The 25132-nt window shown below is 71.0% G+C and carries 17 protein-coding genes and 2 pseudogenes; 10 read left to right on the top strand and 9 right to left on the bottom strand.

The annotated features are described in order from the left end of the window. Positions 1-530 (top strand): annotated as a pseudogene (locus D471_RS40290) (hypothetical protein); the annotation flags it as partial. 139 nt (positions 531-669) lie between these two features. Here D471_RS40290 and D471_RS0117875 read toward each other — a convergent pair. Next, a complete protein-coding gene (locus tag D471_RS0117875; RefSeq protein WP_040690145.1) occupies positions 670-1227 on the bottom strand; it encodes a hypothetical protein in 558 nt (185 codons plus the stop codon). A 218-nt stretch (positions 1228-1445) separates the two neighbouring features. On the opposite strand from D471_RS0117875, the gene D471_RS0117870 reads away from it, so the two are divergent. The 5 genes from D471_RS0117870 (at position 1446) to D471_RS0117850 (ending at position 8810) form a co-directional block, all read left to right on the top strand. Beyond that, a complete protein-coding gene (locus D471_RS0117870) occupies positions 1446-3536 on the top strand; it encodes an N-6 DNA methylase (protein ID WP_017599882.1) in 2091 nt (696 codons plus the stop codon). Positions 3537-3703: 167 nt separating this feature from the next. Next, the gene (locus tag D471_RS34955; RefSeq protein ID WP_152486359.1) at positions 3704-4975 is read left to right on the top strand and encodes a hypothetical protein; all 1272 of its coding nucleotides are present in this window, start codon (positions 3704-3706) and stop codon (positions 4973-4975) included. A 6-nt stretch (positions 4976-4981) separates the two neighbouring features. Continuing rightward, positions 4982-6013: a hypothetical protein gene (locus tag D471_RS34950; RefSeq protein WP_152486358.1), complete on the top strand. Its 1032-nt coding sequence runs from the start codon at positions 4982-4984 to the stop codon at positions 6011-6013. 848 nt (positions 6014-6861) lie between these two features. Further along, on the top strand, positions 6862-8256 hold the full coding sequence (locus D471_RS0117855; protein WP_026127829.1) for an acyl-CoA synthetase: 1395 nt from the start codon (positions 6862-6864) through the stop codon (positions 8254-8256). A 119-nt stretch (positions 8257-8375) separates the two neighbouring features. Beyond that, on the top strand, positions 8376-8810 hold the full coding sequence (locus tag D471_RS0117850) for a hypothetical protein (RefSeq protein WP_017599878.1): 435 nt from the start codon (positions 8376-8378) through the stop codon (positions 8808-8810). Positions 8811-8853: 43 nt separating this feature from the next. Here D471_RS0117850 and D471_RS0117845 read toward each other — a convergent pair whose 3' ends face one another. Both D471_RS0117845 and D471_RS42520 read right to left on the bottom strand, forming a co-directional pair. Further along, a complete protein-coding gene (locus D471_RS0117845; protein ID WP_152486357.1) occupies positions 8854-9138 on the bottom strand; it encodes a hypothetical protein in 285 nt (94 codons plus the stop codon). A 748-nt stretch (positions 9139-9886) separates the two neighbouring features. Further along, positions 9887-10243, bottom strand: a complete 357-nt coding sequence (locus tag D471_RS42520) for a DUF4253 domain-containing protein (RefSeq protein WP_017599876.1) — start codon at positions 10241-10243, stop codon at positions 9887-9889. 945 nt (positions 10244-11188) lie between these two features. On the opposite strand from D471_RS42520, the gene D471_RS40285 reads away from it, so the two are divergent. Then, positions 11189-12067, top strand: coding sequence for a serine/threonine kinase (locus D471_RS40285; RefSeq protein ID WP_161630103.1), 879 nt, complete (start codon positions 11189-11191; stop codon positions 12065-12067). A 126-nt stretch (positions 12068-12193) separates the two neighbouring features. Continuing rightward, entirely contained in the window at positions 12194-12724 is a 531-nt protein-coding gene (locus tag D471_RS0117830; protein ID WP_152486356.1) for a hypothetical protein, read from the top strand. A gap of 1121 nt (positions 12725-13845) precedes the next feature. Here D471_RS0117830 and D471_RS34940 read toward each other — a convergent pair. Both D471_RS34940 and D471_RS0117815 read right to left on the bottom strand, forming a co-directional pair. Further along, positions 13846-14445: a hypothetical protein gene (locus tag D471_RS34940; protein ID WP_017599873.1), complete on the bottom strand. Its 600-nt coding sequence runs from the start codon at positions 14443-14445 to the stop codon at positions 13846-13848. A 534-nt stretch (positions 14446-14979) separates the two neighbouring features. Continuing rightward, a complete protein-coding gene (locus D471_RS0117815; protein WP_017599872.1) occupies positions 14980-15237 on the bottom strand; it encodes a hypothetical protein in 258 nt (85 codons plus the stop codon). Positions 15238-15436: 199 nt separating this feature from the next. Here D471_RS0117815 and D471_RS42515 point away from each other — a divergent pair, with 199 nt between their 5' ends. Beyond that, positions 15437-15691: a hypothetical protein gene (locus D471_RS42515; protein WP_017599870.1), complete on the top strand. Its 255-nt coding sequence runs from the start codon at positions 15437-15439 to the stop codon at positions 15689-15691. Positions 15692-15832: 141 nt separating this feature from the next. Here the strand turns inward: D471_RS42515 and D471_RS0117800 are convergent, their stop codons facing one another. The 4 genes from D471_RS0117800 to D471_RS0117785 all read right to left on the bottom strand — a co-directional run bounded on the left by D471_RS0117800 (position 15833) and on the right by D471_RS0117785 (position 24408). Then, positions 15833-16582, bottom strand: coding sequence for a hypothetical protein (locus D471_RS0117800; RefSeq protein WP_017599869.1), 750 nt, complete (start codon positions 16580-16582; stop codon positions 15833-15835). Between the two features lie 253 nt (positions 16583-16835). Next, positions 16836-17915 (bottom strand): type I restriction endonuclease, encoded by a 1080-nt coding sequence (locus tag D471_RS0117795; protein WP_017599868.1) that lies wholly within the window; start codon positions 17913-17915, stop codon positions 16836-16838. 284 nt (positions 17916-18199) lie between these two features. After that, positions 18200-19786, bottom strand: a complete 1587-nt coding sequence (locus D471_RS0117790) for a 3'-5' exonuclease (protein WP_017599867.1) — start codon at positions 19784-19786, stop codon at positions 18200-18202. Between the two features lie 77 nt (positions 19787-19863). Then, positions 19864-24408, bottom strand: a complete 4545-nt coding sequence (locus D471_RS0117785; RefSeq protein ID WP_017599866.1) for an AAA domain-containing protein — start codon at positions 24406-24408, stop codon at positions 19864-19866. 386 nt (positions 24409-24794) lie between these two features. Between D471_RS0117785 and D471_RS34935 the strand changes: the two are divergent. Then, positions 24795-25132, top strand: a pseudogene (locus D471_RS34935) (SNF2-related protein); the annotation flags it as partial.

Raw genomic sequence — 25132 nt, 5'->3', positions numbered from 1 at the left:
CCTCCCTCGCCGCACAGGCCGACAGCGACGGGCGGATCTGCCTGCCGGCGGACGAGGTCGTGGCGGCGTGCGCCCTGACCGACGGCCCCGACGAGGTCACCGAGCTGGCCGAGTGGCTGCTGCGGCTCGACTGGATCCAGGACCTGCGCGTGGCGGGCGGGACCGTCGAGGCGCACCTGACCGAGCTCACCATGCCCATGGCCCCGCAGCCGTTCCCGCCGCCGACCCCGCCGCGGGACGCCCCGGCCACCACCCCCGCCGAGGTCCCCGTCCCCGACCGCGCCCGTGACCTGCTCGCCGGACGCGAGGCCGAGGTCGCCCGGTGGGTGGCCGACTACCGCGCCGAACACGGCCACGGCCCGAGCTGGGCCATGGTCTCCGACGAGTTCGGCTGGCCGCCCCGCCAGGCCCCGGACCAGGAGGTGACCCGGGAGGTCTTCCGGCTCCTGGAGGAGGGCGGCTGGCTCACGGGCCTGGGCGTGCCGTTCGGGCTGCGCCCCGGCCCCGCGCACGGGGGCGCGAACTCCTGACCCGAACGAACTCCCGCCGACCCGCCGCGGGCCGCCCGGAAGCACCGGGCGGCCCGCGCAGACCGGGCACCGGAGGAGGGCGCCACGGGCGCCCGCCCGGGGGCGGGCGTGTACGTCGTGCGCACCAACCCGGCGGCGGTCACTCCAGGGTCCACTCGCAGTCCCCGGACAGTTCCAGGGCGGCGTCGCCCTCCTCCACGACGACCACGCCCGGGCCTTCGAGGTTGCCGTTGGCGATGATGTCGTCGAACTCCCCGGACAGTCCCGACAGGCGGGCCCAGTAGCACATGGGAACGATGTCGTCCGGATCGGGCCCCTCGGTCGTGTAGGTGCCCGGCTCGATGTCCTCGCCGACCCGGTGGACGCCGTTGCCGACCGTGGACGCCTCCTCCGGCTCGGGCTCCGGCGCCGGCCCGCTCTCGGCGGGGCCGGTCTCACCCGTGCCCTCGTCCTCCCCGGCCGCCTCTTCGGCATCCGCGGTCTCGTCGGCGGCGGATCCGGCCGCGGGGGCGGGGTCCGACTCCACGGACGTGTCGCCTCCGGAGAGCACCGACACGCATCCGGCGAACATCATCAGGACCAGCAGGACCCCGAGGCAACCCCCGCACCCCAGACCCACCTTCTTCCCCGTGGACATGCCCTGCCCCGGCGGCTGGGGCGGCGTGGGCTGACCGAACGGCGGCTGTGCGTAGGACATGGTCGGACTCCGGATCTGTACGGGGATCGAGAGCCCGAGCATTCGTGATCAGAGACCGTGAACACCCGAGCTTCATGATGTTCACAGACTAAAACATGAACTGTGAATATAGTCAACCACAAGCCTGGCAAAGGGAAGTACACAGCCTTCCGTCCTCCTGGCGACGGCGATGTGTATAGTCGGTCTGCGTCCACGAAGGCGCAGATGGAAGGGCCTGCATGAGCACCGACGGCGTCGAGGTCAGCTCCGCGGAGATCGCCCGTATCGCGGGGGTCAAGCCGACCGCGGTCAGCAACTGGCGCCGCCGCCACGACGACTTCCCGCGCCCCGTCGGCGGGACCGACCGCAGCCCCCGGTTCGACCTGGCCGAGGTCGAACGGTGGCTCGCCGACCGCGACCACGCCACGTCGATCGACAGCCACCAGCGGCTGTGGCAGGCCCTGGACTCCGCCCGCTCGTCCCTTCCCGGCGACGACCTGCTCAGCCTGGTCGGCCTCGTCCTGCTCCACCTGGACCGCCACCCGGGGACCCCCGCACCCGACCGGCCGGGAGAACTGTCCGCCCTCCTGCGCGCGGCCGGGGAGGACCTCACCCGGCTCCTCCCCGGCCCCGGTGTCGCCGACCTGGTCCGGTCGGCCGCCCTACCCGAACCCGACGCGCGGACCGTCACCCTGGGCGGCCTCGCCGCCGCGACCGCGCGGGAGCACGGAGCGCACGCGACCCTCGACCGGCTCGCCACCCGCCTGGAGCAGGCCACCCAGTCCGGTTCGCACAGTGTCCCCCCCGCGCTCGCCGACCTGGTGGTGCGCCTCGCCGACGCCGACCGCGGCACCGTCGTCGACCCGGCCAGCGGGCGCGGGGAACTCCTGCTCGCCGCCGCGCGCTCGGGCGGCGAACGGGTCCTGGGGCAGGACCGCTCCCCCTCGGCCGCCCTCGTGACGGCGCTGCGGCTGGCCTTCGCCGTCAGCGCCGACGTCAGCGCCGACGTCCACGCCGCCGACGCCCTCAGGAACCCGGTGTTCGCCCGGGGCGGGGCCGACGCCGTGGTGTGCGCGCCCCCGTTCGGCGACCGCAACTGGCGCGCGGAGGAGTCCGACACGGACCCGGGCCGCTGGGCCTACGGCCTGCCGCCGCGCCTGGAGTCGGACCTGGCCTGGGTCCAGCACTGTCTGGCGCAGGCGCGCCCCGGAGGACGGGCGGTCGTGCTCATGCCGCCGGGAGCCGCGCAGCGCCCCTCCGGGCGCCGGATCCGCCGCGCCCTGCTGAGCGGTGGGACGGTGCGCGCGGTGGTCTCACTGCCCGGCGGGATGGCCGCCCACTACGCGGTCCCGCTCCAGCTCTGGGTCCTGGCCGTCCCCGAGGAGGGCGCGGTCCCCGCCCCGGTCCTGTTCGTGGACAGCGCGCCCCCGCCGCACACGGCGTCCGGCGGTGCGCCCCCCGGTGAGCGCCAGACCCTGGACTGGATCGCGCGCACCTGGGAGTCGTTCCTGGCCGACCCGGCCGCCTTCACCGGGGAGCCCGGCCGGGCGCGCGCCGTCGAGGTCGCGGACCTGCTGGGCGAGGACGTCGACCTGACCCCCCGCATCCACCTGCCGCTGCCGCGTCGCCGTGACGCCGACCTGGCGGACTTCCACAAGCGCAGGGACCGGCTCACCGCGGCGCTGCGCCAGCTGCGCGGCCAGCTCCCCGCGGCCCCGAAACTCCCCTCCGGAGCCGGGGGCCGCGTGGACGTGGTGAGCCTCGGTGAACTGGCCAAGGCCGGATCGGTGACGTTGCGGCGGCCCCGCGCCCGCGAGGACGAGTCACTGCCCACCGCCGAGGCCCGGGTGATCACCGGCGAGGACGTCCTCCAGGGCGGAACCGGTTCCCGAACGGGCACCGTCGACGCCGACCCCATGCGCAACCCCCCGATCCAGGAGGGCGACGTGCTCATCCCGACGGTGGCGCGCCGCCTCACCGCCCGGGTCGCGACCGCCGCCGACGCGGGCGCCTACCCGGGGACGGGCGTGTACGTCGTGCGCACCAACCCGGCGGCGGTCGACCCGTGGTTCCTGGCCGGTTTCGTGACCAGCACCGAGGAGGCCCGCGGCGCCGCCCGGTCCAGCAGCAGCACGCGCGGCCACCTGCGCGTGGACCCGACCCGCCTCCGGCTTCCCGTGCTGCCGATCGAGGACCAGCGCCGCTACGGGGACCTGTTCCGCCAGGTCTGGCGTTTCCAGGAGACCCTGGGCGAGGTGCGGGCACTCGGTGAGGCGCTGGGCGCCCAGGCCGTGGACCTCATCGCCGACCACGTCCGTGGCGGGGCCTGAACCCGCCGGGGATTCCGAGCGTTCTCTCCCTCGTTTTCCCGAAACCGCCCCAACCCGTATTCATCCCGCTACGGTGGGTCCCGAAACGAATTCGAGCCCGGTCGGTGCGCCAACACCGGCTCCGGGCTCTGACCATCCCTCCTGAAAGCACCAGGAAGGCGGCTGCCGTGCAGTCTACTGCCCCCTGCCCCGACGCCAAGGCCGAAACCCCGATTCCGGCCGCACCCTCCGCGTGCGCGAGCGGCCCCCGCAAACGCGGCAAGGGCGTCATGAGCGAGGTCCGGTTCGTCCCCCTGTTCTGGGTGGCCCAGGCCATCAACGACGGGCTGCTGCCCAACTCCCGCGCGTGCCTGGTCGCCCTGGCCATCGCCGGAGCGGTCGACCCCGACGGACGCTGGTGCTTCCTGCACCGCGACACCGTCATCCAGCGCTGCGGCAGCCACGTGAGCACGTCCACCGTCAGCCGTGCCCTGCACGACCTGGAGGAGGCCGGAGTCATCCGGCGGCTGCCCCGCCACCGAGTACGCGACTTCTTCGCCAAGGACGTGGAAGCCCGTATCCGAGCGGCCGACCGGCTCCCCGACGTCGTGGAGCTGATGATCCCCGCGTCCGCGTTCCCGGAGCGGGCCCTGGAGAAGATCAACGAGGTACGCGCCAGGCTGGGCGAGGAACCCCTCGACACGAACACCCGACCCCACCCGACGGCGGGAACGACCGGTCATTTCGAACCCCCGACCCGTCACATTGACGCCCCCGACCCGTCAGATCGACCCACAGACCTTTCCGTCACTGACTCTTTTCTCAGTGACTCCTCTCCGTCCGTCCGCGCACGGGAACCACAGGGCGAGACGGTGGCGGCGAAGGCCGCCGACCACCCGACCGCGCCGCAGCTCGCGCGTATCCCCGACGCGGTCCTGCGCGACCCCCGCGCCGACCGGATCGCCTTGGAGCGGGCCGCGTGCAGGGTCCTCGACGAGGGTCTCACCCCCGGCGAGCTGACCACGGTGCTCGGTGACGCCACGAGCGCGCGCCGCCCCTTCCCCGCGCTCATGCGGCGTCTGCGCAGCCCCGAGGACGCACGCGCCTACCTCGACGGACGCCTCGGGCAGGGAATCGACCGGCGGCAACCGCCCCCGCCCCCGGCCCCGGCGATCCCCGGTCCCCGCCCCGACACGGAGGTGAGCCAGCCGCCCCCGGCGCGGGACCCGGATCCGTCCGCCCACCCTTCGGCGTTCGTCCTCGACCGGTTCGGGAGGGCGGCGCGCACCTGCCCCGACCACCCGGGGATCCGCAACGCCCCCGGCGGTACGTGCCGCGCCTGTGACCGCCCCTGCCGCACGGTGCCCGACGAGGTCATGCCCACGCCCGTTTCCCGGCGCGGAACCCGGAGGCGGACGCGGGCGTCACACGGTGTGACCGCCCCTCCCCTGCTTCTGTGAGGCCCCGTGAGCGCACCTTCCCGGACCCGACCTGGCTCCGATTCCGCATCGCCCCTGGACCCGGGCGACTGGTGGGCGATCGGGCTCTTCGCCACCGTGTACCCGCTCCTGGCGGGCACGCTCCTGTGGATCCTGGCCTTCTTCGCCCTGATGGGTCTGCTCTACCACGACTCCACCTTCACGAGCGTCTTCTTCATGGCCGTGTTCGCCGTGGTCGGCGCGGGGTACGGGCTGGCGCTGCGGTTTCTGCGGAATGTGCGTGTCGGCCGCCCCTGGGAGGTGCCCACGGTCCTGAGCGCGGCAATGATCCTGGCCGTCGGCGTGGTCGTGCTCCAGGTGTTCGTCGACATCGACGGATTCTGGCCGCCGCCGCTGCTCTGTCTGGGATTGTGCGTGGTCGGCGCCGTGGTGTGGGGCGCGACGCGGCACCGCCTCCGGTTCGTGGCCGCGCTCGCCGCGGTCGTCGCGGGAGCCCTGGCGCTGGCGGGCCTGACGTGGCTGACCGTGGAGGAGAACAAGGCGCGCGAACGGGAGGAGATCCTCGACGACCTCGCGGGGATCTCCTACCCCGTCGCCGTGCTCGACTCCCTGGGCTGGGAGCCGAGCCATGTCCAGGTCTTCCCCGAGACCCAGGAGGGGACCGCCATCACCTACACCCCCGCCGACCCCTCCGACGAACTCGACGGGTTCAGCCTCCGACTGCGCACCGAGCGGCTGCGGCCGAAGAGCCAGACCGGCTGGACACCTCTGTACGAGGGATGCGGCCTGGAGGGCGGACGGGACGAGTGCGAGGAGCACGGGGACGTGGTGCTCGCCGATCTCACCCCGGACGCGGAGGAGGACGAGGAACGGATCGTGCAGGCCCGGACGGAGTTCGCTGACGGGTTCACCGCCCATCTCACCACGGACATCCCGAAGGACACTCAGGGCGAACCGGCGATGGAGCTGCCCGACATCGACATGGTGGAACTGGCCGGGAGTATCCGACCGGCCCGCCCGGGAGAGGCGGAGGAGATCGTCGCCGCGGTGAAAAACTGACGCGCCTCTCGTACCCCTCACGCCCCTGCTCTTTCCCCTGTCTCCCGAACGGACGACGCGTGAGACCCGATATGCGAGCCACCGGCCGGTAGCTGACCGGAACCCTGGGCGGATCCGGGACGGCCGTGCTGGCCCTGGTCCCCCTCTACACCGTGTGGGCGCTGGTCGAACCGGACACCGGCGACCTCCGGGACGGCGCGCTGTTCCCCCTGTCCTGGCTGCCGTTGACGGGTGACCGTGTCCTGGACCTGGCCACCGGCCAGGACGGCCCCCTCGACCCGCCCGAGGACATCCTCCGCGTCGACCGCTTCGGGATCGTCGACGGCGACTCCTACCTGCGCGCGGACAGCCTGGGCGCGGTCCTGGTCGAACGCGGCGGCCGGTCCGACCCGGTCCTGCTGCACCGCACCGGCCCGACGGGAGAGATCGTGGACACCACGGCCCTGGAACGCTCGGTCCCCGCACTCCTGGTGGCTGAGGGCGTCGCGTTGGAGGACGCCGTGGCGGCCGGGGCATCGACCACACACCGGGGCGGGGCGTACCGGCCGTCCTCGTGGCCGACCTGGGCGGTGGGCCCTCCGGGGAGGGGGTGCGCCGTATCGGGCTCGACGGGCGGCTCGTGGCGGACCACGACGGTCGGGACGACCGACAGTACGTCGTCCCCGTACCCGGCTCCGTGGTGTCCTACCTGTTCACGCACGAGGACGACGAGGGCGAGAACCTGGGCACGGTGTACGGCCTGGTTCCCTGACCCGGCCCAGGAACCCCGTCGACGGGCTCCGCCCGACCCGCGGTGTGGTGTACTGGCTCGCGATCGGATCGGGGACGGACGACGGACGGTGACGGACATGCTGCTGGGTTCGGGAACGGGCGACGGGCTCGCGGTGCGGGTCGGCGACGAGGAGCTCGACCGCGAGGGGCTCTGGTCGGCGGCCGCGGCCGTGGCCGACCGGATCACCGGCGCCCGCGCCGTCGCCGTGCACGGGGAGGCGTCGCTGCGCACGGTGGTCGCCGTGGTCGGCGGCCTGTTGGCGGGGGTTCCCGTGGTCCCGGTCCCGTCCGACTCCGGGGTGGCCGAGCGTCACCACATCGTGCGCGACTCCGGCGCCGCCCTGTGGTTGGGCGAGCCGCGGGACGGCGTCGACCTGCCCGTGGTCCCCGTCGACCCGGCCGAGCGCTCCTGCGCCGCCTTCCCCGAGCCCTCCCCCGAATCCACCGGGCTGATCCTGTACACCTCCGGCACCACCGGCCCGCCCAAGGGCGTCATGATCTCCCGGGGAGCCATGGCGGCCTGCCTGGACGGCCTCGCCGACGCCTGGGCCTGGACCCCCGACGACGTGCTGGTCCACGGCCTGCCGCTGTTCCACGTGCACGGTCTGGTCCTGGGCGTGCTGGGGGCCCTGCGGGTGGGCGGCCCGCTCGTGCACACCGTCCGCCCGACCCCCGCCGCCTACGCCGCCGCGGCCAAGGAGGGGGGCACGCTGTTCTTCGGCGTCCCGACCGTGTGGTCGCGGATCGCCCGCGATCCCGACAGCGCCCGCGCCCTGGCCGGTGCCCGGCTGCTGGTGTCCGGCAGCGCTCCCCTCCCCGACCCGGTGGCCGAGGACCTGCGCGCGCTGGTCGGCCACAGCCCCGTGGAGCGGTACGGGATGACCGAGTCGCTGATCACGGTCGCCGCGCGCGCCGACGCCCCGCGCCGCCCCGGCTGGGTGGGGACAACGCTGCCCGGCGTGGAGTCGCGGCTGCGCGGTGAGCACGGCGAGCACGTCCCGTCGGACGGGGAGTCGATCGGGGAGCTCCAGGTGCGCGGCGCCACCCTGTTCGACGGATACCTCGGCCTGCAGGAGGCCACGGCGGCCGCGTGGACCGACGACGGCTGGTTCCGCACCGGGGACGCGGCCGTCCTGGACGGGGAGGGCTGGCACCGGATCGTGGGGCGGATGTCGGTCGACATGATCAAGACCGGCGGCTACCGGGTCGGCGCGGGCGAGATCGAGGCGGCGCTGCTCGGCCACCCCTCGGTCCGGGAGGCCGCCGTGGTGGGCGAGCCCGACGACGACCTGGGGCAGCGGATCGTCGCCTACCTGGTGGGCGACGGCATCGCCCCGGGAGAGGTCATCGACCACGTGGCCGCCCGCCTGTCCGCCCACAAGCGCCCGCGCGAGGTGCGCGTGGTGGAGGCGCTGCCGCGCAACGCCATGGGCAAGGTGCAAAAGAAGCTGCTGGTCGACGGGCGGCGCTGACCGTCGGCCGTGTCCGGGGCGGACGCTTCGGCGTCCTCTCACCGCCGAACACGGGACCCGCCTCGATCCACCCTGTGGACAACCCGATCCGGCCGGGCCGGCGCGCGCATACTCGAAGCATGCTCTCCCCTCGCGCCCACACCCTGCTGCGCGCCGTCCTGAACGGCCTGCCCCACGACCACCACCTGCTGACCCTGCACACCCGACACGCGATGTCCACCGCCGTCGACCGTCGGCGCGGCGGCCTGTACGTCGAGCATCCGCCCGTGGTCGAACGGCTGTGCACCGCCGTCGACGGCGGCGGTGCCGCTGCGCTGATCCTGCGCAGCTTCACCGACCAGGTCTCCCACACACTGCCCGACGGGGTCGACGTCCCCGTCAAGCTGGTGCGCGGCTGGACGATCGCCGACCGGCGCCTGTTCCCCCTCGACGAGGCGCGGATGTTCGACGCGCACTGCACCGACGCCGCCTCCGGCGAACCCCTCCCGCCCGAGCGCGGTGTGGTGTACACCGACGCCCCCGACGTCGACCTCACCGGCTTCCACGACCCGTGAGGCGGAGGCGGGCGGGCCCGGTTCCAGGATCGTCCTTCCCCCGTCAGATCCAGCCGATGTACCGAAGCGTCGGAACCAGATGAGTGATGGCGTAGAGAGCGACCGGGGCGGCCTCTTCCGACTCGCAGAACAGGGCGCGAAGCTGGTTCTTCGTCCGGTCGCCTTCCTTGGTCGGAAGGAGTTGGGACTTCGGTCCCAGATCAGCGATTCCCAGCCCGCGGACTCGCTCGACGAGTTCTCGCCCGCAATGCATGTGCAAGCCCTCCAACGCCGGAGAGGTTCGTTTCGGCCAGTCGTCCTCTCCCGGGAAAACCACGTTGACCGCCATCCAGACACGGTCGCTCCGAGTGGGTACGCGGTGGATTCCGGCTCGGCGCCTTCCGTTGAGCAGCATCAGTGGATGAGGAGTGTCGACAGGTACCGGATCCGGGAGGCGTGGCTTCAGGTCGCGCTCTCCGTTCTTCCATCGGGTATCCCGGATCGTGATGCTGGAATGCCCCTCGACAGAGAGGGTCCAATCACGAACAGCGCCTTCCGACTCCACACTCTTACACGTCAAGCCGCTGACCTGAGTTTCTCCCAACGGAGGAGTGAGAGTGAGATTCTCATTAAGAGGAATGGACAATGAAAGAGTCCTCCTTGCCTTTACAGGGGGTTCACACCCTAGCACCAGTCGGATTTCAACTGAAGCCGCCCGCCTACCAATCTGGCAGCATGAAGACCGGCCCATACTCCCATCGCAGGACCGTGCATTCACGTCTCGAAATCAGCAGAAACAGAGCCTATCCGCCCATCGCCCACCCAACAATAATCGAGACAAGATGCCACGTCTACAGAAAGCCCTTTTCATCCGACTTCACGAAGCTGAAGCACAAAACGGCAGCTTCGTTCCGTTTCTCTAGCTTTCAGGTGATTCGCGGTCATACAGAGTTTCGACGTGGCGTCTCACTAGGGGTGAGAGAACACCAGGGGAACGGCGGTCGACAGCCACCGCATCGCGAACCCCGGGAAAAACTGGCATCCATTCCGGTTCAGTGCGCAGGATCAGGGACCGTTCGAGGCTCCGGACCGTCCTCTCAGTCCCACCAGAAGGTCCAGACCGGACGGTCGACGAGGCGTTCGGCGTAGTTCCGAAGACGATGGGAGTGCCCCTGCCAGATCTGGTCCGGGCAGAACGCGAAGTGCTCGGCGGCCACGCGCAGGGCCTGGTCGATGTGGGTGGGCGGCGCGGCGACGCTCAGTGTCAGGGTGTCGAAGCCCAGCCCCAGGACGCGCGCGCCGAAGCGGCGCTCCCAGTCGGTGACGACGGCGGCGAACACGGCGGCGAACACGGCGGTGTCGTCGTCGTAGTTGAGCGGGCCCGACCATCCGCACGCGATCAGGGCCCGTGCCCCGGAGGAGGCCCGCACCAGGCCCAGGCGCTGCCCGGGCACGTGCTCGACGAGGAGGTCGGCGCACTCGGCGGCCGTCTCCTCCGCCGCGCCCTGCGAGAGCGAAGCGGCGGTGACCGTCCCTGGCCAGTCCGCGCCGAAGAGGGGCGGTCACGTCCGGGCACGGGTCCGCTTCCCTTGAGCCGGGGGCGAAAGGGCCGGTGTGCTCCCCCCACCACCGGGCCAGGAGCGCGGCCGGATCGTGCTCGGTGAGCGACGTGAGGCGCGTGAGCGTCGGCGCCTCCCGGAACCGATCCCGGTAGCGGTCGAAGTCCTCAAGCAGCAGCGGCCACCACTCCGAACGCGGGGACTCGGCGAGCAGCCGGGGCCACAGGCCGACCGACACGGGTTCGTCGCTCACCCAGAGGAGGGGCTCCCCCGCGTGGGAGGAGAGCATGCGGCCGGAGGGAAGCGGGACGGACAGCGACGCCTGAGGATCCATGATCGTCAAGGTAGGGGGCCGAGGTGACGATCGACGGCGGACACGGTCCGGGAAGCCTGTCACGGTGGCATCGGCCCTCGCCGTGGCGAGCGGCCCCGGACCGGCGCCGTTTCGTCGGCGCCGTCGGCAGCCGTGTCGCGCCCTTCCTCAGACGGGGGCGTGCGGTCGGGCCGCGCCCATTGAACTGTTCGACGGATGGGCGGTCCTACGGCTCCGTGGTTCACGCGGAACTTCACCGGAGACCGTCCGCACGCGCGAAGCACCCGGACCCACGGAACCCTCTCCGCGAGGGCGTCATGCGTCGGGGCGGCAAGGAAATCAGTATCAATCGCGCCAATTCAGCCAAAACAGAGAGTCGACGGGTGTAGCTTCACGCCAGTCGACCGCACCAGCCCGCGCCTGACTCTCCTGGTGCCGATCCGCCTTGCCCCCATGTGGATTCTGGAGCGCCCATGGCCTTTCCCCCCTCTCCCCTCCCGGTCTCACCGCCGCGGACGAAGCCGGGGATGTCGCTCGGAGCGAAGTTCGGGATCGGATGCGGCGGATGCGCCTCCGTGGCCGTGTCCGCGTTCGTGTTCCTGTCCTTGATCGGACTCCTGGCCGGTCCGCCGGACTCCGAGCCGGTGACCGCCGCCTCGTCCTCGTCTCCGTCCCCCAGCGAGTCCCCGACCCCCATCACGCCCGAGGTGATCGGCCTCGACCTCCCGGCCGCGGAGGAGGAACTCGACGACGCCAGCTTCTCCCTGGGCGAGGTCGTGCTCGCCGCGTCCGGGGACGACGTGGCGTGGAACCGCTCGGCGATGCTGGTGTGCTACCAGGAGGTCGACGACACGGTGGTCGACCTGGGGGTCGCCCCGGACGGCGTCGACTGCCCCGAGGCGCCCGACGCCGCACAGGAGTGGCCGACGCTGCCCGACTTCGTCGACGACACGGTCTCCGAAGCCCAGGAGTGGACCGAGAGCGCCGGGGTCTCCGGTGTCGAGGTGTCCGCCGCCTTCGGTGACGTCGACGCGCCGGCCCAGGAGGACGCCGCCGACCACCTGGTGTGCGAGCAGTCCCCCGAGGCCGCCGGGGAGACGGCGCCCTACCGGGACGGGCTCGTGGTGGAGGTGTTCGTCGTCGGTTCCGACGAGGAGTGCCCGGCCGAGATCGGGGACCCGCGCCCCGAACCGGAGCCGGAACCTGAGCCGGAACCCGCTCCGGCCCCCGCTCCCGCGCCGGATCCGGAACCCGAACCGGAGCCCGAGGCGCCGTCCCACGTCCGGGGTGTGCACCCCGGCGCGTTCTGCGACGAGTACTGGCAGTACGGGTACACGTCGGCCGGGACCCTGATGCAGTGCAAGACCACGGCGACGGACGACCGGTTCCGCTGGCGCGCGGCCTGAACGGCACGGCTCCCAGGAGGGCCGCCGTACGTTCCGCCCCGACCGGCGTGTCGGTGGCCGTCCTGACGGCGTGCGCGGACCATGGTCACGGATAAGGAGAACGGCTCGCCGGGTGAGGGAGGAACCGTGCCGGGAATCCCCTGTCTGCCCAGTCAGATGGTCGACGCGCCGAAGGATCCTCCGCACCTGTACCTGGGCGGTGTCCGGGAGGGGTTCGCGTTGGCCAGGGTCGCCGTGGACTGGGCCGCCCTGGGCGGCCCCTTCGAGGAGCCCGGAGACACGGTCACCTGGCCGCGGTTCCCCTCCGCCCCGGGCCCGATCGCCGAGTTCGTGTTCGACACCGCCCAGATCCCCATGCGTGTGGTGGTCTACTCCTACCCCGACGTGGGTCCGGACGGGATCCCGGATGAGGAGCACGGAACCGAGACTCTGTGCTCGTTCGGTGAGCCCTCCTCCGGCCCGTGCTGGTACCGCGGTGGGGACGGCGAGAACGTCCGCGTCGCCGTGCGGGACGTGCGCGCAGGGGACCACCTGGTGGTCCACGCCGCCTGGCCGGTGCTGTCAGGGGACAGGGTCCAGGGAGAGCTGAACGAGGTCTCGGGTTCCTGGTTGTGCGGGATCGGCGGTTATCGAGCTGTCCGGCCTGAACACGGGTGACACCTGACGTGTGCGCAGAACCGGTCCCTAGCAGGGTCCGCAGTCGTGTGCGCCGTTCGTCCAGGACGGCGCGGCGCTCCCTTTGCTTGAGCACTTCCTTTTCGACATCCGCCGGAGTCGCGTGGAGTGAGACCGCTCCTCCGACCATGGCGCGCGTAGCCGGGTGCCCGGAGGAAGCCGGGCACGGACACCGACTCGAAGATGTGCGGTGTGCGCGGGCGACTCTCCAAGTCGACAGCGCTCTGCTGACGTGCCCGGTTGGCAGCGGAGAGTCTGCGGCACCGACCCGTGTGGTGGGTCCCCCACGAGCCGAGTCGTGCGATGAGCCCCTGAACCGGGTCGTCACTCCCGCGGAGCGGCACCCAGCGGCGCAGGTCATCGGCGCTCGCGATCGGGTTCCCGCGTTCGAGGCGCGAGACCTTGGACGGATGTCAGCCGGCCCGTGCGGCTCCCGGGACTTGTGAACGCTCGCGCCGTTCCCGTTTCCCGTGACACCAGGGCGGCCCCGGCCATGATCTCTGACGCCGTCCGCGACGACCTCCCGCGCGTAATCGCTCCGTACGTGCGCGTCGGGGCGCGGGACCCGGCCCTGAACGCACTGGACGTGCTACGCCACCTGGATGGTTTCGGCGAACCGGCCGCACTGAACCGGTGTGGGAGTGTGGTCGCACGACCTCACCCCCGAGGGCCGGGGCGGCCCCGCCATGGGCCGCCCCGCCTTCGTCGCGTTCGTCGGGTCAGTTGTCGCCGCCGTCGTTGACCGCGCCCTCCTCCATGCAGGGATCTGACCGCGGTTCGCGGGTTTCCCGGGCCGCCGAACGAGCCGCATGACCACGAAGGCCGGTGCCGCGGAGCGAGCCAACGCCTTTGCGTCGGATCGCGCAGGACCGGGCGCGCTTCACCGTCCACGACCCGCGGATGGACCGAGCCCGAGGCGGTGGCCCCACCCCAGCCTCACGTAGTCGCGCTCAGAGCAAGGTCGCGATCATACGGAGACCGCCTGCGGAACTGCGGAGATCACCCCCACGTCACCCGCGTGAGATGGGCGCTCCCCGTCCGTTGCCGCATGTGTGGTGTACGCGTATCGAACCCTCGGCCCGGGGTGGGGCACCCCGCGGGTGTCACGCGGTCAGTGGTGCGGCGGGCGCCTCGAGTTCGGCGCCGTGGGTGTCCCGGGCAATGATCCACCGGTCGTGGAGCCACATGCCGGTCTGTCGGCGGGCGTGGTCGGTGTCCCACGCGACGTCCCGTTCGTAGGTGATGACCTGCTCGCCCTCGCCGACGATGACCCAGGTGTACAGGCCGGACTCGTGGCGGGTCTTGACCTTGATCCCGGCGACGACACCGGCGGCCCCGTCGGCGTCGGCCACCTCCTCGTCGTGTCGTGCGATCCAGCACAGTGACAGTCCGCCGACGTGTTCGGGGGCCACCCACTCCAAGAAGTCGAAGGCCACGCGCCGGGCGGCCTCGTCATCGGGGAGCTGCTCGGTGCCACGGGTGACGAGTTGGCGCGTGTAGCCGTACATGACGCCGTCGTCGGCGCCGATCACGGTGGTGACGTGCTCCCCTCCGTGGTTCGGTTCTCCGACTGCGGTCTGGAAGCGGGTGACCGTCACCGGGACGCCTCCGTGAAACTCGCCGCGCACGTGGGTGGTGGTGAAGCCCTGGGGCAGGTCGATCCCCTCGGGCAGAGCGATGGTCTGACTGGCGCTGGTGGTCATGGTGGTGTTCCTCAGGGGACGGGAGTCGGCCGATGCGGCGGACCCGGCTTCGGTTCGGTCGGTAGGTGCGGGGGCACTGCGTGTTCCCGGACTCGTGGGTGTCGGCGAAAGTGCGTTCCGGACGCCCTGGTGGCACGTGACGGTGACCCGGATCAGCCGCGGTCCTGTTGCGTGGGCGGCTTTCCCCGGCACCCGCAAGAGTAGAGTCCACTCATCAGCTTTGCAACCAACTGGTTGGTTTTACTCTCAATCATCAACAAACCGGGATTCGGTGACTCGTGGCCTCGTTCCTCCCCGCCCCTTGGGGCACCTTCGCGAGAGAACGGCGCACGAAGTGCGTCCGTCCCCGCTCCGGTCACGACCACGACCACGACCGGGCAGCTCCGGAACGTTCGTCACCGAGACAGGCCACGGGTGCTCTCACACCCTTCCGGGCTCTCGTCGGTACTGGTGGGCGCGAAGGGCTGAGGAAGCGGACAGCGGCGGCCGTGCCGGGAGCGGTGGGTCCCCCGGCACGGCCGAACGTGGTCGGGATCAGAGCAGGTCCGCGATCAGATGGAACACCAGCGCGCCGGTCAGGGCGGCGAGGGCGTGGGTGACCAGGCGCCGGCCCGTGGAGCGGGGTTTGCGGTGGCTGCGCGGCCCGCGCGGAGCCACGGGCGTTCGTGTGGTTGGCGAGAGCGGCGGATCGCGCATCCAGGCGGGCCGTTCGCCGTGGGCCCGGCGGTAGGCGACCCGGGGGTTGCCGCACAGCTCGACCAAGGGGTGTTGTTCACGGGTGTCGGCGCTCACCGTCCCGCGCTCGCGGGTGCGGGGACGACCAGGGTGAACTCGGCCCAGATCACGATGCCCAAACCACCGCGGAACGGGAGGTCCACGACCGCCCGGGTACCCCACGCGGTGGCCAGGCGGTCGATGAGGAACAGGCCCCGGCCGCGTTCGGCCTCCTCCCACTCCTGGGGGTACGGCGCTCGGGGTCCGGGGACCGCTGATGGTCGGGGTCGTGCCCCGGGCGCCGTCGTCGACGATCGACACGTGCACGGTCGTGGCGGAGGGCATCGACAGGGTGCGGATGACCCGGCCGTCGGCCTCACCGGAGCGCGAGTGGTCGCAGGCGTTGGCGAACACCTCGCTCGCGCGCAGCACCACGTCCTCGGACCAGTCGGGGACGGTTCCCTCCAGGAGGGCGAGGTCGGCGCGCAGGTCCGCGCGGACCCAGGAGGTCTGGACGAGGTCGCCGGGGTAGACGCGGGAGGGCCGGCGGCGACGAGCGGCGGGTCTTCCTGAACACCGCTGAGGATGACCTGAACTAGAACACCACAATCACGTTCCGGCCCCCTTCACTGCCCCCAGCGGACGAGGCCGAACCTCTTCCCGACCAAGACGGCTAACGCCCACGCCGCTTCCTCAACGCCTCACCGCGTACCTGCCGCAGGAGATCACGCAGGGTCGCGCAGCCACTCCTGCCCTCCAGCGCTGAAAGCGCCTGATCGCACACCCGTACCGCCCGTCCGGGGTCACGCGTGACGAGTCCCTTGGCCTCCCGGTACATCCCCCTCAGTTCCCGTTCTTCCGCCGAACCGAGCTTGCCGCGATTCCGTCGCTTCCCACTGCTCTGCCGCTGATCGCCGACACCGCTCCGCCTCTGAGACGGCCTTCGCGGCGCGGGGACGGCACCGGACCGGGACGACTGTGACCGCCCGGGGGAAGGGCGCAGAGCGCTCAGGGCCTGACGCTGGAACACCAGGAACACATCCATGAGCACCCTGCCCTTCCGGCCCTCCTGGGACACGACCTCCCTTTCCAGGCGAAGCGCCCGAGCACAGATCTCCGCCGCCTTGTCGGGCTCTTGGGGAAGGAGCTCCTTCGCCCTGCGGCACATCCTGTTCAGCTCGGCCATGTCCACCTTCTTGACCGCACCGGACCGCTTGACCTGAGGCTTCTTCTTCGCCTTGGTCTGGGATCGAGCACGCTTGCTCCGATTGGCTCCGGAGGGCACGGACCGGGACTTCCGGGAACGGATCACCGGCGGCGCCTCCAAGCCCCAGTGCTCCCGACAACGCAGTTCCCGGTTGGTACCGCCGAAATCGTGGTCCTGGTCGACTCGCTCCCACATCGTGGACAGGCTCGCGTTCATGTCCGCACACCCTGGGTAACCGCAGGGATTTCCGGTATGGCCGTTTCCTACCGAACGAGGCGCGCGACGTCCAGGCCGTAACGGGTCGTTCTTCGTCACCGTGTCCTCCGGTGCGCAGCGACAGGAACCTTTCCCTTCAGGACCGGCACCTTGTCTGGGAGTGAAGATGAGGTTCGGGTGAAGCCGCCCCGCGAACCGCCCCCGGAGACGAGGGGTCTGACAGCGCCGTGGGCGGGGGACGACACCTCGATCGTCAGGCGAGATAAGCCCGCACCGCCGCGCGGATCTTCTCGGAGTGGAGGTAGATCTCGTCAATCGAGCCCAGCCGGTGACGAGTCTCGTTCTTGTCGTCGTCGAACGTGCCGAGGTACTTCTTCGACTTGGCGTTGAAGTGCAAACGCGCGATCGGCTTCCGGTTGTTGTCGTCCAGCAGGATGGCGAAGTAGCTCTTGGAGTCCCGCTGGGTGATCCGCTGCGGCTTGACCTCGCTACACGCGATCGCCTTGACGACCTGGTACCCCTCCAGTTCCTCCAGGGTGGTCACGATGCCCGTGTCGCGCTCCGTTTCCTCGGCGTTCTCCGAGCTGTCGACCTCCGCCTCCTCGGCCTGCGGACGGGTGGACTCCAGGGCCTTCTTCAACCGGATGTTGACCTGGTCGTCCAGGAAAGCTGACGCGGCCTCCCGAACGAGCGGGGTGAACTGCTCACGCGCGCGCTTGGTGAAGGCCCTGTCATAGACACGGCTCGCGAAGAACTTCACCCACTCGTCCTCAGGGTCCTGGAACTGGTCCGCCAGAGCACGTTTGATCGCTCCGAGGTACTTGAGCTTCTCCGCCGCGTCGACCACCGAGTCCAGGTCGAAGGACGTCTTCGTCAGCTTGCGCAGTTCCGGGAGCAGACTCTCGTCGACGTCACCGAGGTCAAGCACCATGAACGGTTTGGAGTCCATACGGTTGGGTGCTTCGAGGTCGGTGTAGAACTGGTATTCCAGCCCGTTGGTCAGGATGGCGATCCGCGCGTTGGTCACAGAGAAGTAGCGATAGAGCTGAGCGGCGTGCTCGACCCGCAACTCACCGTTCGCCTTCTTGCACTCAATGAGCATCTGCACCTCATTGTCGTGCATGATGGCGTAGTCAACCTTCTCACCCTTCTTCATCCCGACATCCGCGGTGAACTCTGGCACCACCTCGCACGGATCGAAGACGTCGTATCCGAGAACGGTGGCGATGAAGGGCATGACGAAGGCGTTCTTCGCCGCCTCCTCGGTCTGGGTCATACCGCGCTGTTTGTGCACCTTGGCGCTGAGCGTGGAAACCTTCTCTTCGAAATCCATACCGAACCCTTCACGGAAGTCTGATCGGGGCACCATAGCAAAAGGGAAAGACCGCAGCCCAGTGCGGAAGTGGCTGGCCGTAGCGCGAATACGAAGTATTGGCGACTCACGTTACACCCGCCCCGAACGAAAATGGAAGTGGTGAGCGCCAGGCTCTTACCCGATCCACCCAAAAAGGTAAATAGGAGCAGAACTGTGATACACGGTGCGCGTGCACCTGATGAGGGGACAGACGCCCCCGGGCAGTCAGGGCACCGCTCCCCAGCTCAGGGCACGCGCACTGGCTAGAACGGCCAGAGCTGGGCGGTCGCGGTGGTCACCGCCGTTCCCGTGGCCATGAGGAGCAGCGCCGCACCCGCGCACCCGCCGCCCTTCCTCCCCGGCTCCGGCTCCGGCTCCGTTCGGACGGTGACGACGATCCTGCGGTTGTCGAGATCCGCACTTTCCTCGTGCGGCGCGACGAACTCGGCGTGGTACTCCTGGTCGGTGAGCTCGCGGGGACGCCAGCGCTCCTGCCAGGCCCCCACCTCCCTGTCCTGCCGTGCGCGCTCCGCCCGCTCCTGTTCGGCGCGCGTGCGGGCGTCGACGGCCGCACCCCTACCGTCATCGAACAGCCCAGCCCGCGCCCGCTCGATCGCCGCCCTCAGCACCTCCCAGGCCTCCGCGGGGGCGGCCACCTGGTGCCCGGCCTCGCGGGCGCGTTGGACCTTGCGGTCGGTCGAACCGTCCTCTGCGATCACCAGGCGCACGGTCTTGGTGACGTTCGCGCCGACGACCGCCCCCTTGCCCACCGCGAACTCGACGACCTCCTCCAGCGGGCCGCTCTTTCCCACGGGCACGATCCGCCATCCCTTGAGCGGCCCGTTCCTGCGGGCCTTCTCCTCCTCGGAGATCCGGAGGAGGTCCTGGATCAGGTGACCGGAACCGAGGTTTCGGGCGGCCTTCTCCAACTCCCTGAGCTCGGCGGAGGTGACGACGCCGTCCTCCTCGGCGCGCGCCCGTGCCTCCAACATCACCTGGTCGTGCACCCGGCGGATGGTCGACTGGCAAAATCCCGCCCCGGTGACCAGGAGCGCCAGACGTTGCGCCTCGTCCCCGACGATCTTGCCGTCCGCGAGCGCGTGGCCCAGCATGGAACGGTACTCGGCCGCTCCCTGGGGGTTCGGGTTGGGCGAGGGGTTCATGTCGGGAAGCCCGGCCACCAGGTTGGCCAGCCAGCCCGCACTGCCCATCCGCAGGCCGACCACGCGCGGGGCGATCAGGCCGGTGCGCGGCAGCGCGGGCAGGGCGAGGGGTCCCGGGCCGTGCCACCGCAGGGGGACGGGGCTCTGCCCGATGAGGATGTGCAGCATCCGCGCCCGCTGCCGGGCCTTGTCCAGCGCGCTGGCCTCCCAGGAGGGCCACTCCCCCGTGAGCAGGCGATAGACGTTGTCCTGCCGGTAGGGGTAGGTGCGCAACTGGGTGCGGGTCAGGCGCAGGGTGCACAGGCCGGGGACACCGGGCGCGCGAACCCCCATCCGGCCGAGTTCGGCGTCGAGGAACCGGTCCACGTGGTCGAGACTGTGCGCGACCACCACCGACCCGGACAGGTAGGCGAGCAGGTCCCCGGCGATCCGGTCGAACGTCGGCGCCTTGCGCACCTGGTCGTCGGTGATCGGATCGTGGTCGTCCCCGCCGACGGGGCACAGGGGGTTGACGAGTGTGGCGTACTCGTCGAGGACGGTGCCGTCACCGCGCATGCGGACCACGGCCACCTCGTAGATCCGGTCCCGGCGCGGCTCGTACCCGGTGGTCTTGACGGCCACGGCGGCGAACGGCATCTGGCGCGGGTCAGCGCCCGGGCCTCGGGTCAGGCGGCCCTCGGTGAACATCTGTACCTCCTTGTGGGGGGTGGGGGGTAGGGGGTGGGCCCGGATCCGCCTCGCCAGGTGGACCCGGGCCGCTCGGGTCAGAGGCCGACGGGCTGGATGTCCATCTGTTCGAGCTGCTTCCACAGAGGCTGGAGGGCTTCCTCGGGGTCACGGAAGAAGCGACTGCCCCGGATGCGTACGAACGTCCAGCCGACCCGTTCGAGTTCGCGCTGTCGGGCGGCGTCGTCGGAAGCGTTCTCCTCGGTGTGGAAGGCGTCGCCGTCGCATTCGACGGCCAGGCGGCGGGTCCCGCCCTCCACCACCAGATCGATGCGGTAGCGCCCGGCCGGGTACTGGGGCCGTACCCGGTACCCATGCTCACGCAGGGCCCGGTACACGCGCTGCTCGAAGAGACTGTCGAACGGTTCGACACGCACGTCCCCGGGGATCTCGCCGAGCCCGGTGCCGTCCTGGTCGGTGGCCGGCCGTCCCAGGTAGTCCAGGTAGGCGCGACGCAGGTCGGTCTCGCCCAGTTCCGTGAGGGCGAAACTGTGGAAGAACCAGACCTGGTCACGGGCGCGGGAGGCGGCGACGTTGACGGCCTGCTGGTGACCCTCGGCGCTGAAGGGGCCGGGCCTGCGGGATTCGCCGTCGGTGTCGAAGGGCGCGTAGACGGCACTGAGAAACATCACGTCGCGTTCGTCGCCCTGGAACGCCGCCGGATTGCCGACTCGGACGTGCCGCTCCATCCGTTCCTCCAGGGACAACCAGTCGGCGAGCAGGTCCTCGATCAGTGCCTGTTGGGCGTTGCCCATCAGGGTGATCACGCCCATCGTGCGTCCCGTGTAGGCGGGATCGGAGCAGCACAGGACGACGCGTTCGACGATCCTCTCGGCCTCAGCCCGGTTGACCTGCCGCTGTCCCCGGCCTTCGAGCATCCCGTCGGTCACGTACTCGGCACGCAGTGGCGGCAGACGGTCCGATCCGTACTGGCGCAGCGGTTGGAGCCTGCCGTCGTAGAAGTGCTCGTTGGAGAAGCCGATGATCTCGGGCATGCACCGGAAGTGTTCCTTGAGCATGAGCTGCCCGCGGCTTCCCGCGAGCCCGGACACGATGTCGAACAGGCTGCGGTTGGGCGAGAACAGGTTGCGCCGTGAGGCCGGGAACGCGGCCAGGTGGCGCTGTTGAAGGGTGAACACCTGTTGCTGGTCGATACCGACGTTGGCGGGGCTGACCTGCTTGTCGTCACCGACCACCACGAGGCGCTTGCCGAGCCAGGCCAACAGTAGGGCTTCGGGGCCGGACTGGCTGGCCTCGTCGACGATGACCACGTCGAACGCGCCGGGTGTCTCCATGGGAACGGTGGCGACCACCTGGTAGAGCGGCATGATCCAGGCGGGCACCGCGGGCTGACACTCGCGCAGGCTCTCGCGCGCGTGCTGCTGGTGGACGCGGGCGTACTTGCCCGTACCCTTGCCGATCTTGCGGACGCTCAGCTGGTAGGAGCGCAGAGCCACTTCCTGGTCACGGGTCAGCCGGGACAGGCAGGCCCTCCAGGCGCGGGCGGCGGCGAGTTTGGCCCTGGTCAGCCGGATCTCGCCGTCGGCCTCCTCCAGCCGGGCCCGGCAGCGCTCCTCGGCGGCCGGGTCGGTGAGTTCGGTCAGGCGCCGGTTCCACGCCGACCACGCCCATGCCTGGTCGAACCCGGCCAAGCGGGTGTTCCACGCCAGGTCGTCGCAGGTGTCGGCGATCGACCGGGCGAGGGAGGTGTGCGCCCGGGCGACGGTGTCCAGAGCCTCCTCGTAGTCGGTGGCCAGCCGGGCGGCCTCGCGCACCCGTTCCAGTTCCGCGCACGCCGCGGCGTATCCTTCCGCGTCACCGGTCTCCACGGCCGTCAAGGCCCGGCGCAGGGCGGGGGGCTCGGGGTGGGAGCGGTCGGACCAGGCCCGCAACTCGGTGCGGGCCCCGGCGACCAACGCGCGGGCGGGGGCCGCGTCGTGTTCGGCGTCGGCGGCCGTCAGAAGGAGCGCGACGCGGTCCACCTCGGCGTCGGCGGCCCAGTCGAGGGCGGCGAGCCGGGGCACCGCGGTCGCGGCCTCGATCAGGGCGGTGCGGGCCCGGGCCAGGCCCAGCAACGTGTCGAGTGCGGCGAGGGCGTCGCGCAAGCGAGCGGTCCGGGTCCGCGGTTCTCCCCAGGACTCGGCGGAGGTGTCCGCGCCAAGGGCCCGGGCGGCTTCGAACAGGAAGCGTTCGGCGTCGATACGGTGGCGTACCGCTTCCAGGGTCCGCAGGGTGTGGGGGGCGCGTCCGTCGACGGTGACTCCGTCGAGAAAAGCGGCGTTGTCCCTGGCCAGGCGGGTCCGTAGGCCGAATACGCCGTGGATCTTGCGGCCGTTGGCCAGCCCTTCGTGCAGGGTGGCCGCGAACCCCAGCGCTTCGCCCAGACCGAATCGGTCCAGTCCTTCGATGAGTGCGCCGCCGAGCGCGGTGAGCGCGCTCTCGGCCGCTTCCAGGGAGGAGCGCACGGTGTCCGCCTGTGTGCGGGCCTCCTGGTCACGTCCGGCCAGGACGCCGACGCGCAGCGCGTCCCAGCGCCGGTCGAGGCGGTTGGCCAGGGCCCTGGAGGCGGTGAAGTCCTCGACCCTGGCGCGCAGGGCGGCGCAGCGTTCGCGGGACAGTTCCTGGACGAGTGCGCCGGTGTCCCCTTCCCAAGAGCCGGCCGCCGCGGAGGCGGCGCGGTCGGCTTCGGCGATGGCTTCGAGCGCGTCGGCGAAACAGCTGGGGGCGGGCAGGCGCGTGGCTTCGGGGACCTCGGCGCAGATCCGGCGGTGCTCGGGGGTGTAGGCGCGGGCGGCGTCGAGGAGCCCGCGGACCTGGTCGGCGGTGACGGGCGGTCGGTCGGCGGCCACCTCACCGATCCATGCGTGGCGGTCCTCCTCCTCGGCGAGCCGTTCGGCGATGTGGGCGAGGGTTCCTTCGTAGTCGCCGATGCGGCGGGGGTGGTGGAAGGTCTCCTGTTCGCGGATGCTCCGCAGTTCCTTGAGCTCTTGATTTCGCCGGCCCCTGGCGCCGTCCAGGCGTCGGTGGAGGGCCTCGATCTCGCGTTGGGACGCCCGGGGGTCGTCGTCGGCCTGCCGTTCGAGGATGGTGCGGACGGACGCCTCCAGTTCGCGCTGGGCCTCGATGCCGTCACCGGTACGGCTGACGGCCAGCGGGCGGATCTGGTCGGGCAGTTTGTCCTTGAGGACCTTCAGGGCGCGGGTGGTCTGGCTGGTGATGAGGACGCGCTCTCCACGGGCGAGCAGGTCGGTGACCAGGTTGGCGATGGTGTGGGTCTTGCCGGTGCCGGGAGGCCCCTGGACGACGACCAGGTCACTGGCGCGCAGCCGGTCGGCGATCTGGCGCTGTTCGGCGTTGGAGGGCAGGGCGAAGTACAGCTCGTCCTCGGCGGAGGGGACGGGGACGGTACCGGCACCGGGCTCGGGGAGGTCCTCGGTGGCCTCGGAACCGGGGTCGGACGGGGCGCCGGTCCGGCCGCCGACGATGTGACGCAGGAGCGGGGTCGCCTCGGCATGGCGTTCGACTGCTTCGGCGATCTGGCGCAGCGCGTTCACCTCGCCGCGCTTGGGGCGTTCACGCAGGATGATGGCGGGGGCGAAGGTGACACGGGCGGCGCTGGTGTCCGCGCCGGCCCCCTGTCGGGCTCCGGTCTCAACGTAGCGGGCGTCGGAGGAGACCGCGAGCGTCCACTCCTCGAGGGCGGCGTGCAGGTGGGCGGCGCCGTCGGGGCCGTCGAACTCCGAGGCCGACGCCAGTTCCGCCCCGATCCGTTCCCGGGGCTCCTCGCGTACGCGCTGTGAGGCGTCGAGCATCTCCTCTTCGAGCGTGTATCCGGGGCCGTCGGGGTCCGGGGCGAGTTCGATCCGGCCCCGCTCGTCCATGGACAGGACGACGCGCCGGGTGAGGAGGTGGCGTCGCACCGGCTGGTCCTCCGCCGTCCAGGTCAGCAGGCCGAGACCCAGAACCAGTTCGTAGGACTCACCGAGGTCGACAGCTTCGGCGTGGATGCGGTAGACGCGTTCGTAGAGGCGGATGAGGGGAGCGGTGCGGCGTTCGCGATCGGCCCAGGTCTCCCAGGAGCCGGACCACTTCCGGTGGGCGTCGGTGATCTCCTCGCGGTCCGGGTGGTCGTCGAGGGTGAGGACGGCGCTCTCGACTCCGCCATGCTCATGGGCTTCGCCGTCCGCGGTCTCCGAGGACGGGGCGGCGCGGCCCTCGACGACCTCTCCGGCCCGCTCTCGGCCGGAGGGGGCGGTGAGCGCGCGTTCCCTCAGCGGTGGTGCGAACTCGCTCGTGTGGTCGCGTACCCGCTCGGGGTCGATCCAGGGGCGCAGGAGGGTGGGCGGGGCCGGGGGATCGGAGCGGTGGACCCGGTCGACGCGAAGCCAGCAGTCGGCCGCGTCGGCGTCGAAGAGCCCGGAGGCGACGCTGTGAGCGTCCCGTGGCAGGTCGTCCAGCCACAGGACGCGGACCGAGCTGTCGACGGTCCGTACGGGCTTGCTGCGCAGTTCCTCCGCGTTGAGGAGGAACTGGTAGAGGCGTTTGACATCGGTGAGCACGGGGGTGGGTTCGTCGGCTGCCAAGGCTGATCTCGTGCCTCTCTGTCCGAGGTTTCAGGGGAGACGCTCGTGGGATGGGAGTCGGCGTGTTCGAGAAGACGGTTTCACCGATGCCTTGGTCACCGCTGGGGAATGCGGGTTTTCGGGACCAAGGTCCTGACTGTGTGGCGGAATCACGGGTCGGGTAAACCCGGTACCGCGTACCGCCGTCCTGGTTCACGGGTTCTCCCGCCCTCCCGACCGCGGTCACGTGATCCACTATATACACTTCTTGCGTGTTAACTCTGTTAACAGCTAAAGTCGGTTCCACTTGACGCGTCGGCCCGTCCCGGAGTCCGATGTCGGCCAGGCAGCCCCGCCCGCCGGGCGTCGCGGTGCCGCCCCATCCGGTGCCACGCAGGAAGGCCACGATGCCCAGCACCACCGAACAACTCCCCGCCCCCAGCGATCTCGCGGCCGTACGCGGTCAGAAGTGGGTGGTCAGCGCCGCCGACGAGACCGACGGCGCCACCTGGTCACCCTCCGGGGCGTCGAGGACGGACGCTACGGCGAGACCCTGGAGGTCCTCTGGGAGATCGGGCCCGGTCGCCGACGACGTCGGCCTCGGCAAGACGCTGGAGGGCGGCCTGGTCACCCAGGAGCTCCTGCTGCGCCACCGGACCCAGCGCATCATGATCATCTGCCCGACCGGCCCGGCGGTGGAGTGGAAGGACGAGATGGCCGAGAAGTTCGGCCTGGACCTCACCAT

Source organism: Nocardiopsis lucentensis DSM 44048 (assembly GCF_000341125.1).
Classification (GTDB): domain Bacteria; phylum Actinomycetota; class Actinomycetes; order Streptosporangiales; family Streptosporangiaceae; genus Nocardiopsis; species Nocardiopsis lucentensis.
Note: the sequence above shows the minus strand (reverse complement) of the source record. Positions and strands in the feature narration are given on the sequence as shown.